At 62.8% G+C, this 11,696-nt stretch carries 7 protein-coding genes; 3 read left to right on the top strand and 4 right to left on the bottom strand.

The window, feature by feature from the left end:
• Window positions 1–2: 2 nt before the first annotated feature.
• The 3 genes from tssA (at window position 3) to DIE11_RS34725 (ending at window position 6,034) form a co-directional block, all read left to right on the top strand.
• Window positions 3–1,457: a type VI secretion system protein TssA gene (gene tssA / locus DIE11_RS34715; RefSeq protein ID WP_221622485.1), complete on the top strand. Its 1,455-nt coding sequence runs from the start codon at window positions 3–5 to the stop codon at window positions 1,455–1,457.
• Window positions 1,454–5,083, top strand: a complete 3,630-nt coding sequence (tssM, locus tag DIE11_RS34720; protein ID WP_124629747.1) for a type VI secretion system membrane subunit TssM — start codon at window positions 1,454–1,456, stop codon at window positions 5,081–5,083. Before tssA ends, tssM begins: the two co-directional genes overlap by 4 nt.
• A 432-nt stretch (window positions 5,084–5,515) precedes the next feature.
• Window positions 5,516–6,034 (top strand): Hcp family type VI secretion system effector, encoded by a 519-nt coding sequence (locus DIE11_RS34725; RefSeq protein ID WP_059604068.1) that lies wholly within the window; start codon window positions 5,516–5,518, stop codon window positions 6,032–6,034.
• Between the two features lie 273 nt (window positions 6,035–6,307).
• Here the strand turns inward: DIE11_RS34725 and DIE11_RS34730 are convergent, their stop codons facing one another.
• The 4 genes from DIE11_RS34730 to DIE11_RS34745 all read right to left on the bottom strand — a co-directional run.
• Window positions 6,308–7,690, bottom strand: a complete 1,383-nt coding sequence (locus DIE11_RS34730; RefSeq protein WP_185633868.1) for an MFS transporter — start codon at window positions 7,688–7,690, stop codon at window positions 6,308–6,310.
• Between the two features lie 692 nt (window positions 7,691–8,382).
• Window positions 8,383–9,594 (bottom strand): M24 family metallopeptidase, encoded by a 1,212-nt coding sequence (locus DIE11_RS34735; protein WP_124629748.1) that lies wholly within the window; start codon window positions 9,592–9,594, stop codon window positions 8,383–8,385.
• Between the two features lie 227 nt (window positions 9,595–9,821).
• Complete coding sequence (locus tag DIE11_RS34740) at window positions 9,822–10,838, bottom strand: GlxA family transcriptional regulator (protein ID WP_124629749.1); 1,017 nt, start codon at window positions 10,836–10,838, stop codon at window positions 9,822–9,824.
• Window positions 10,839–10,992: 154 nt separating this feature from the next.
• Window positions 10,993–11,696 (bottom strand): DUF2817 domain-containing protein (locus tag DIE11_RS34745; RefSeq protein WP_124629750.1); only part of this gene is annotated, 704 nt, incomplete at its 5' end.

An 11,696-nucleotide genomic window follows, 5' to 3' on the forward strand; every position in this document is an offset into this window, starting at 1 on the left:
ACTTGCCTCACCTGGATCTGGACGCATTGCTAGGCCCGCTGGATGCCAAACAGCCGGCCGGTGTATTCGATGAGGAAGACGAAACGTATCAAGGCATCGAGCATGAAATGATCAAGCTCGGCAGTCTGCAGGAAGCCAGTATCGACTGGTCCTATGTCGATGAAGCCTCGCGTCAATACCTGAGCACCCGGTGCAAGCACTTCCGCGTGGCGGGGCATCTGGTCACGGCCCGCCTTCGCCCCCGCACCTGGCCCCACTGGACCGAAGCAACGTCGGTGCTGGCCGGCATGGTCGAGCGCTACTGGGAAAGCGGCCAGCCGAAGCCCGGGCCGCGTGGCCTGCTGGCCAAACGCAAGCTGGTCACCTTGCTGGCGGAGCGACTGAGCCAGGCATTGGAAACGCTGGATCAGAAGACCTACACCCCCGGGCTGCAGGATCAGGCACAACAGGCATTCGACCGATTGCAGGCCAAAGCGGTCGCTGCGCAGTTGGATGTATCGATGCTGTCCCGGCTGGAAGCGCAGATGCACCGGCATGTCGAGAGCACCTTGTTCCCGGAGCCAGTGGTTCTCAAGCCGAGTGACGGTCAGCAAGGTGGGCACGCGCTGAGCGACGCCTTTTTCCAGCCGAGCGAAATGCCGAAGTCCAGCGATGAACGCGAGGGGCGCCGAACGCTGTTGGCAATGGCGGATTTCATCAACGAGCAGGACATATACGACCCGACCAGCTATCAATTGCGGCGCTTCGCGCTATGGGCGCACCTGCGCGCGGCACCGCCCGCGAAGCGCGACCAGCTCACGGAACTGATGTGCGTGCCGGTCGATACCGAGGAGGGCTATCGCGAGGCGATCTCGACCAATTCGGTCAGCCCGATGTTGTTGCGGCGCGTGGAAAAGAGCGTGACCAGCTCGCCCTATTGGCTGCGAGGCAGCTTCTTTGCGGCGGCCATGGCGGCCCGTCTGGAAATGCCGGCTGTGGCGGAGGCCATCCGTCACGCAGCCGAACGCTTCCTGCTGCGCATTCCGGGCTTGAGCGACCTGCACTTCGCCGATGGCCGGCCCTTCGTCGACAGCGACACCTTGGGTTGGATCGGCAGCGCCGAAGCACGGTCTGCCGATGCCGGTGCACCGCAAGAGTTCGTGGATTTACGCGAGGAGCTGGCCAGCCGGTTGGACACCGAGGGCGTTGAGCCGGTGCTCCGCCGGTTGCAGGCGCACCAAGCCTCGTCTAGCGGCCCGCGTCATCGTTGCCACGCAACCGTGATTGCGGCTGACCTGCTGAAGTCGCGAGGTTTGGATTGGCTGGCTGAAGAACTCTATGCCAATGCCAGCCGGTTGATGAAGGGCGTCACGGTGGATCAATGGGAGCCTGAACTGTTCCAACACCTCGCCAAACATGTCCCGGCGCATCAGGAAAACGAACGTAGACGAAGCCAGTCGCAAGGAGAGAAGAAATGAAATACTGGTCGTTGCTCAAACGATATGCCGTCCCCCTACTGCGTTGGATCAAGGGCGGCATGCCACTGCTGCTGGTACTGGGGCTGCTATTCCTGTTGATAGCCATCTGGTGGCTGGGGCCGCAGTGGGCCTGGCGCGATCGGCATCCCCTGGCAAGCCTGGGCGCTCGGGTCGGGCTGACCCTTGCCCTGCTGATGGTTCCCGTGGTGACCTGGGCCCTGGTACTGCGTGCCAGGAACCGCCGGCTGGAGGCCGAGCGTCAGCAAGCCCGTGCCGTGAAGGAAGACCCCGTGCTTGTCCATATGCGCGCCCAGGAGAAGTCCCTGGACGCCAACCTGGCGGTGCTGCGCGCCCACCTGCGAGGCCGCCAGGGCCTGTATCAGTTGCCGTGGTATCTCGTGCTCGGGCAGGAGGACGCCGGCAAGACCAGCTTCATCAACCGTAGCGGCCAGAACTTCTCGCTCACGGGCGAGATCAAGGCTGGAGGTCATGGCACGTTCGTCGACCCCGACCTGATCTACCGGACCGATTGGTGGATGGGCGACCAGGCCGTATTGATTGACCCGCCCGGAGAGTTGATCAGCCAGTTTCCTGCAGGGGAACACTCGGACAGTGCTCCCGCGACAGCATCGACGACCGACGCTGAAGAAGCGCCGGTGCCCGAGCAGCTCGGGGAGCCGCCCGAGACTCGGGCCCGCCTCTGGCAGCATCTGATCGACTGGCTGGGCAAGAACCGCTCGCGGCGACCACTCAACGGTGTGGTGTTGATCGTCGATCTGCCCTCGCTGTTGAGCCAGAGCGCCAGCGAGCGCAAGGCACTGGCCGTCCTGTTGCGTACGCGTCTGGCGGAGCTGAGCCGACATCTCGGAACGCGTCCTCCACTGTATGTCATCCTCAGTAAATTCGACTTGCTGGAGGGTTTCGAGCAATTCTTCGCCAGGCTGCCGAAGGCGGAGCGGGAGGACATCTTCGGGTTCACCTTCACGCTGGATTCCGCGCGGCAGTACGACGCCTGGCAGACAGAACTCAGCCAGCGCTACTGCGACTTCATCGATGGCCTGAACAATCAGGTCTTCGATGTGTTGAACGATGCGAAGTCGCTGCCGATACGCGAAGCGCTGTTCTCCTTTGTGGGACAGATAGCCGGCATGCGCACCGTGCTTTTCAATTTCCTCGACGACGTACTGGGCAGCGATCGCTACGGCACCCCCGCCTTGCCGCGAGGCGTGTATTTCTCTTCGGTTCACCAACAGGGGTTGCTGCACAACGCTTTCGTCGACAATGCCTCGCAGACCTACGGTGTGCGAACGCTGGTACCCATGGCACAGCCGGCGGGACGCTCCATGGTGTACTTTGCCCAGCAGGTATTCCAGCGGGTCATCTACCCGGAAGCCGGCCTGGCCGGCGACAACCTGAAGGTGCTGGCCGACAAGAAACGGAATCTGGCCGTGGGCTTCGGCGTCGCGGCGCTGGGTAGCGCGGTCGTGATCGGCGGCTGGACTCACTACTACAGCGTGAACCGCGCAAAGGTGGCGAGTGTGCTGGAGAAGAGCCGAACGTTCGCCAGCAATGCGATCGACGGCGGTCAGGACCCGACCGGACGAAATCTGCTGCTGCCGCTGGACCAGCTTCGCGATGCGGTGGCCGTCTACGGCGACTACCGGGAAGCGTGGCCGCTGGTGTCCGGCATGGGTTTGTACCAAGGACGCAAAATCGGCCCGAAGGTGGACGAAGCCTATCTGCGCTTGCTTTCGACACGCTTCCTGCCGCAATTGGCCGGCGGGGTCATGACGCAACTGAACGCCGTAGCGGACGGTTCGGATACCCAACTCAGCGCCCTTCGGGTGTATCGCATGATCGAGGATCGGGCCAACCGCCGCGCCCCCTTCGTGGAAGACTGGATGAGAAAGGCGTGGCAGGCAGCATTTCCTGGCGAGGCGCCGGTGCAACGCGCCTTGTCGAGCCATCTCGATTACGCGCTGAAGTATGCCGATGTGTCGCTCCCGCAGTACGCCGCCCGGATTTCCGATGTGCAGCAGCAATTGCGGCAGATTCCTTTGCCGCAGCGCATCTACATGGCGATGCGCAGCCAGGCAGGCGACGTCCTGCGGACACCGCTGGATCTACGCAATGAGATCGGTCCGGCTTATGACATCGTCTACCAATCCACAACCGCGGCAGCCGAGGGTGGCGAAAACCCGGGCACGCGCATCGACGCGCTGCTGACCGCCAAGGGCTATCGGAACTACTTCGAGCCGCGCAATCAGGATGTCGCCGCGCTGGCCGTCATTGACCAATGGGCGCTGGGAGAACGGCGGAATGTCGACTATTCGGAAGCCGACAAGCAGGCGCTTGTCGCGCGTGTTCGTGCGCTGTACAGCCGTGACTTCATCGAGAACTGGCGCCGCGGACTCAACCAACTTGAGGTCGCCAATTTCGACGATATCGGCGCCGCAGCCAACGTACTCGGTGCAGTCAACAGCCCGGCGGCCCCCCTGCGCAGGCTTCTGGAAACCGTGCGCGACAACACCAATCTGACGTCCAAAGCGACGTCTGACGCGATGCGGACCGAAGGCACCGCCACCGCGGCAAAGAGTGGTCCCGACAGCGAGGCCCAGGATATCGCCAAGATTGCTCAGGCATTCACGCCGCTGACGGCGTTGCTTGAAGCCAAGGGCGAGAAGCCTTCCTATCTGGACGAAACGATGCAGGCTATCGGCAGCGTCCAGGATGTGTTGGTGAAGGTACAGGACAGTCCGGACCGGGGAAAGGCGGCGCTGGCGGTGATGCTGGACCGCTTTGCGCTGCGGGGCACCGATCCGTTCGGCAATCTGCATCGGGTGGCTACGGGCCTGCCTGAGCCCCTCAATCGCCAGGTGAAGAAGCTGGCTGACGAATCCTCCGACGTGCTGCTGATCGAGGCGCTGCGGGAACTCGAAAAGCGCTGGAATGCCGAGGTCTTCAGCTTCTACAGCCAGCGCCTGGCGAACTACTACCCGTTCAACCCGAACAGTCGCACCGATGCCTCCGTCGACGATTTCACAGCCTTCTTCGGGCCGCAAGGCAAGTTGCAGGACTTCAAGGACAAGTATCTGAAGCTGTTCCTGGATGACAACCTGGAAGCGCTCTATTCGGAGCGTCGCGGGGGCTACCTGATGCGCACCGATGTGCCCAAGCAGTTGGAGGCAGCCGACCGGATCCGCGATGCGTTCTTCAACAGCCGCGGTGCGATGGCCGTGCATTTCACGCTCGAGCCGCTTGGCCTGGCACCCACTCGGCGGAGCAGCACATTGAATCTTCAAGGACAACTCATCACCTATAACCACGGGCCCAGCGAGACCGTCGGTGTCATCTGGCCCAACACGCTCGGCGGTAGCTCAGAAAGCCGCATGACGCTGGTCAATGGTGATGGCAACAGCAGCAGCCTGGTCTACAAGGGCTCATGGTCGCTATTCCGCCTGCTGAGTCAGGCACGACTCAATGGCGCAACGGCTACCACCGTCGACCTCAGCTTTACGGCGAGCGATGGCGGCATGCGTTACCGAATCACTGCCGACAAGAGCAACAATCCGTTCACCCAGCGCTTGTTTCATGGTTTCGCACTGCCAGGTACGTTGCTGCAGTGATGACCGTACCAACAGTTGTCCGGTGGCGCGCGTATCGCGCCTATCCCGTGTGTGCAGGTATCCCTCTGCCTCCAATGCGACGTCGTGCTGGCAGGCGGATCACCGAGGGAGTTCCGTTGACGGACCGGACGCTCTCCAGCGGCCGGGTCATTGCTGACCCGGCCAGGTCAACAATGACCCGGGGGGTTTCTCTTTGATTTCAATAGCTTGACGCCTAACGAGTCAACTTTGACCCGTCCGCAAGGCGCCGCTGGCTGGCTTAGTCGACTCGATGCGCGCCCGCACAAGCCGAATCGAAACATAAACCATTGATTTACATACTTATTTTGTGAAATACGGCAACCTGGCACAGCGATTGCGTTGTGGTTGTTGCTATCACTGATAGCGCATAGGGCCACGGGCCTTTCATCACAAAACGGAGTAATAAAAGCTATGCCTACACCCGCCTATATCAGCATCCAGGGCAAGACCCAAGGCAACATCACCAAAGGCGCCTTCACCGCCGATTCCGTCGGCAACGTCTACCAGGAAGGCCACGAAGACCAGATCCTGGTCCAGGAAATCGAACACCTGATCGCGACGCCGACCGATCCGCAGAGCGGCCAGCCGTCCGGCCAGCGCGTGCATAAGCCGTTCACCTTCACCGCGCCGCTGAACAAAGCCACGCCGCTGCTGTACCAAGCGCTGGCCTCCGGCGAGATGCTCCCCGAAGTGGAAGTGAAGTGGTACCGCACCTCGACCGAAGGCAAGCAGGAGCACTTCTTCACCACCAAGCTCGAAGACGCCACCATCGTCAACATCAATGCCGCGCTGCCGCACGCGCAGGACCCGAGCAAGGCCGAGTACACCCAGTTGATCAAGGTCGCGATGGCGTACCGCAAGATCACCTGGACCCACGCCATCGCCGGCACGGAAGCCTCCGACGACTGGCGCAAACCGCAAGAAGGCTAAATCTGTCTAATCGCAAGGCTGGCGCATTGCCAGCCTTGTTTGACGCACAGACCGGCTGCCCACCCGAAGAACGGTCACACGCTTCTTGCCCGCGCTTTCTGCTTCCGCAAAGCTCATTTGCCGTTCCATCGTGGTGGGTTCGTTCCGCGCTCCGCGCGAGCGACGTCATCACGAACGCCGAGAACGCGAAGGCCGCGCAGCAGACATTCGACACTGCCACACGGCGCTTCGGTTCAAGCGGAGCGAAAACCGGCCAAACGATTCATCGCATCGTCAATCGTCCGCAAGCGGCCGCTTCGACGTCTCGCTGCTCGCGAGCATCGCGATCAGCGCGATACCCGCCGCCCCAACCAGATACCATGCCGGCGCGAGCTTGTTTCCAGTCGCCCCGATCAGCCACGTCGCGACCAACGGCGCCGTCCCGCCGAACAGTGCATTCGCCGTATTGAAGCAGAACGCAAAGCCGGTGTAACGCACGCGTGTCGGGAAAATTTCCGACAGGAAGCAAGGCAAAGTCCCGTCGTTCATCGTCAGCAGCGCGCCGAACGCGATCTGGATCATCACGATCGTCACGAAGCTCGCGCCGGCCAGCCCCTTGAACAGCGGCACCGTCAGCACCGCGAACAACACCGACGCGCCGATCAGCATCGTCTTGCGCCCGACCCGATCCGAAAGCGCACCCATCAGGAAGATCAGCCCGATATACGCCGCCAACGAAACCGTCGCCGCGATGAACGACTCGGTCTCGCCGACACCCATCTCGGTAGACAGGTAGGTCGGCATGTAGCTCAGCACGAGATAGAACGCGACGGCGTTCAGACACGTCACGCCGAACGCGATCAGCATCCTGCCGCGATGCCGCGTCAGCAGCTCGGTGGCCGGCGCCTGCGCGACATGGTGCGCGCCTTCGAGCGCCTTGAACTTCGGCGTGTCCTCGAGACGAATACGGATATAGCGTCCGACTACGCCGAACGGCGCAGCCAGCAGGAACGGCAGACGCCAGCCGAAGTCGTGCAACTGCTGCGACGTCAGCGCCGCGTGCATCACCGCGACAAACACCGACCCGAACAACAGGCCGGCCGCGGTGCTGGCCGGCACGATGCTGGTGTAGAACCCGCGCTTGCCTTCCGGCGCGTACTCGGCAAGGAACGCCGACGCCCCCGCATACTCGCCCGACGCCGAAAAGCCCTGCACGACCCGCACCAGCAGCAGCAAGACCGGAGCGACCATCCCGACCTGCGCATAAGTCGGCAGGAATGCGATGAGGAAAGTCGAACACGACATGATCAGGATCGACAGCGACAGTGCGGTCCGGCGTCCGACCCTGTCGCCGAAGTGCCCCCACACCACGCCGCCCAGCGGCCGGATCACGAACGAGATCGCGAACACGCCATACGCGGCCAGCAACCCCGTCATCGCGTCGCTCTTCGGGAAGAACACGACCGCGATGACGGTCGCGAGATACCCGTACGATGCGTAATCGAACCATTCGACGAAGTTGCCGATGAAGCTCGCACATGCGGCCCGCCTGAGCAGCCGCGTATCGGCCTCCCCGCGCGCGGGCGCGCCGTCAGTCGAACGGACGGCGTCGCCACGGCTCGGCAACCATGTGCCGGCATCCGCCGACCGACCCGACATTACCTTTCTGGTACCCATGCTCAGTCTCCAAACTGAATAGTACGTTGCGGTGTCATGGCCGCCATCCGTAATTCGATCGATCGTGCGGTGAGTGCACTGCGCAGTGCCGAATCGCGACCATTCAAGCGCATGGTAGGAGTTGGAGCCCCAGGAAGATTTTCCTTTTCGACAATAGACTCTCTGGATTCGACATCGAGGGTTAACACCGCCGGCTGTCGGGCAGCGCGCCCGCGTCGACAGCGATCGTGCGTCGAAAATCCGAAGTTATGCCGGAAGCCGGCATCGCACAAGCGGCGACGCATCGCGGTGCATGAACGCTGAAGCACGTGATTGCCGGGCAGGACAGGATGCCCGTCGAGGGCCGTCGATGAAATGAGACAGGGAACGCGCGTCGACCGGCTGCCTGGCCGTCGGTGATGTGAAGCCGGGAAATCTTGGGAATGGGAAGGGTGATGCAGGATCGAGCAAACGGAACGGCGGATCGCCGTAGCTCGCAAAGACAGATGAGCGCATGCCTGCCGATTCGCGCATCGATCGGGACGGGTTCCGCGATCGGCTCGACATGCTTCGTGCAACGAAACAGCCGACGTGGACGATCCTGGCGGATCACCCTCCGTCGGCTGCATGGTTCCTTCGACGCCGCGTATGCCGTCATCCGGCAATGCGACGTCCGCCGCCGCAACGGCGGACGTCGCGCATCGACATGTCGTTCAAGTCTTGATGATGTTGCGTTCCGGGCCGTACGGGAAGCCAGTGATGTTGGTTGCGCCGCGCTCGCCGACGACGAGGATGTCGTGCTCGCGATAGCCGCCCGCGCCCGGATGGCCCTGCGGCAGCATGATCATCGGTTCCATCGACACGACCATGTTCGGCTCCAGCACAGTATCGATGTCCTCGCGCAGTTCGAGCCCCGCCTCGCGTCCGTAATAGTGCGACAACACGCCGAACGAGTGGCCGTACCCGAACGTGCGGTATTGCAGCAGCCCGTATTCCGCATAGATCTTGTTGAGCTCGAGCGCGATGTCGCTGCAGCGGACACCCGGCTTGATCAGCTTCAACCCCGCTTCGTGCACTTCGACGTTGATCTTCCACAACCGCAAATGTTCATCCGGACAATGGTCGAAGAACATCGTGCGCTCCAGTGCGGTGTAGTAGCCGGCAATCATCGAGAAGCAGTTCAGACTCAGGATGTCGCCCTTCTGCACCTTGCGCGTGGTGACGGGATTGTGCGCGCCGTCCGTATTGATGCCGGACTGGAACCACGTCCACGTATCCATCAGCTCCGACTCGGGAAAGCGTCGCGCGATCTCGCGAACCATCGCCTGCGTGGACGCCAGCGCGACTTCGTGTTCGGGCACGCCTTCGTGCACGGCGGCAGCCAGCGCCGCGCCGCCGACATCGCAGACGTTCGCGCCATGCTTGATCAGCGCGATCTCCTCGTCGGACTTGATCATGCGCATGCGCATCGTCTGTGCGCCGATGTCGACGAACTCGACCGACGGCAGCGCCGCCTTCAGCTTCGACAGCATCTCGAGCGGCACATGGTCGAACTCGATGCCGACGCGGCCCCGATTGTCGATCTCGACCTGCAGCGCGCGGAAGAAATTGTCGCGCTGCCAGTCGGTATAGACGACGTTGTAGTCGCCGACCGTGCGCCGCCACGGCTGGCCGCCATCGATGTTCGCCGAGATCGACACGACCTTGTTCGGCGTGACGACGAGTCCGTACTTCCGGCCGAACGAACAATACAGGAAGTCCGAGTAGTAGTTGATGTTGTGATATGACGTGAACAGCGCCGCGTCGATGTTCTCGCGCGCCATCAGTTCGCGCAGCCTGCGCTGACGGTTCGCATATTCAGCATCGGAGAAGGTGTGCTTCACCTTCTCGCCATTCTCGATTCGAATCAGATTCTCCATCTTCATGAGCTCGCTCCTCGGTAAAAAGCGTGGTGGGTGTGAGCAAATGGTAGAAGTTCGACAAATTCGAAGATTTCCGGAATGGACATCACAATCCACGATTTGGCCATTCCGGGTTAACCACCAATCCAGCACCGCCGGCCGTGCGCGCGAGCGCGGGCCTGTCCATCGGCAGGACGATCTTCGGTACAGGAATGAATGCCGGTCGAACCCGGCAAGCGATCGCCGCCGGACTACAGCGCGTTCTGGTAGCGGCGCCGATCGGCGATCGGGGAGATCTGGAACTGTTCCTTGTAGCGCGTCGCGAAATGGGTCGTCGACGTGAATCCGGTGCGCGCGCACACCTCCTCGAGCGAGGTCGCGGTGCGGTAAAGCAGTTGCCGCGCACGCAGCAGGCGAATCTCCAGATACGCCTGCGCGGGCGACTTGCCGAGGCGATCCTGGAACCACCGCTGCAGCTGTCGCTGCGACACCTGCAAATGGACGGCGATCTCGGGCACGGAAAGCGTTTCCTCGACGTTGCTTTCCATCAGTTGCAAGGCCTCGTCCAGTTTCTCGTGCTCCGCGCCAATGTACTGGCGCAGCGACGTCTGCTGCCGGTATTCGCGGCTGCGCGGCTCAGCGACCAGCAATTCGAGCACGCGCGCGGCCAGGGCCGGGCTGCCGGGCGCGGCCGCCAGCAGATGCACCATCAGGTCGAGCGGCGCGACGCCGCCGCTGCAGGTATAGCGATCGCGATCGATTTCGTAGAGGCGGGTAGACACCGTCAGTTTCGGAAACTGCTCCATCAGCACGTCCTGGTCCTCCCAATGGATCGTGCAGCGATAGCCGTTCAACAACCCGGCGCGCGCGAGGAAATAGCTACCGGTATCGAGGCCGCCGAGCGCGGTCCCGTTGCGTGCCTGCCGACGCAACCAGTCGACGATCGCGCCGGTCCGTCGGCGCGGGATGGGATTGGGGCCGACGACGAACACCACGTCGAATGTGCCGCTGTCCGACAGCGACACGTCCGGCACGACACGGATGCCGTCGCTCGACCGGACGACCGAGTCGCCTGGCCCGATCAGTCGATAGTCGTAGACGCGCCGCCCGACGACCATGTTCGCGATCCGCAATGGATCGATCGCGGCACTCAACGCGATCAGCGAGAAGTCGTCGACCAGCAAAAAGCCGTACCGGACGATGCGAAGGTCATGAATACCTTCACGCGATCGGGACGGCAGCGGCGGTACGGGCGGGGTTTTCGACATCGAGGGGTCACTGCCATCGGACGGATGCGGCATCATAGCGCCGGGCCTCCGGTGGCTGCAATCAACGTGCTCCGGCGGGCCGCCTCGTGACCGTCACCGCGTCACCACGCAGGCGATTCGCGCGCATGCCCGCCGATCACGCGGCACGTACGGCTCAATCTTCGCGGCGCGGCCGGATTTCCGGCAACCCGCTCAACGCACGATTCAGCACCTGCCGTGTACGCACCCACGCAATCTCCCGCCAGTCGGGATCGGCCGGCAAGAACGCGTCGAATAGCGCACGCTTGATCCGCCTGCCAAGGGCATCGCGCGGATCGCCATGCAAATGCAGCCAGTGGTCGTCGCGCAGCACCGCATGCATCGGCACCGCGGAAAACGTCCCGCATTCGATCACGAGTTGTATCAGATGCGTATCGGGCAGCGCATCAAGCATCGCCTGCGACGTATAGCCGGTCGCACGCGCGGCCACGCCCGTGTCGCTCACCGCCGCATCCTGCGCCGTCAGCAGCGTATGGAGCCACGGGCCGAACAGTTTTTCGGCATTGGCGAGCGCCGGATAGCGCGACTGCGCGATCGCCATCAGCATCGGATGCCCGAACGGCCCCGCGCCGGTGTGCAGGTCGAACGCGATCGCGACCTGTGCGGGCTGCAGGTACTGCGCGACGATCTCGCGCAGCGTCCGGTTCGACCACGTCGGCTGCTGTCCGCCGTAAAAGAGCCCGTCGGCGTGAACGTATTGCCCGGCCTCGAGCAACGCCAGATAGCCGGGCCAGCCGAGCAAACGCAACTGCGCGTCGAGCCGTTCATCCGCGTGCCGGCGTTCCGGGCCGTCGAAATCGCGGCACGTGTAGATCTCGT

The organism is Burkholderia sp. Bp9012 (genome assembly GCF_003853825.1).
Classification (GTDB): domain Bacteria; phylum Pseudomonadota; class Gammaproteobacteria; order Burkholderiales; family Burkholderiaceae; genus Burkholderia; species Burkholderia diffusa.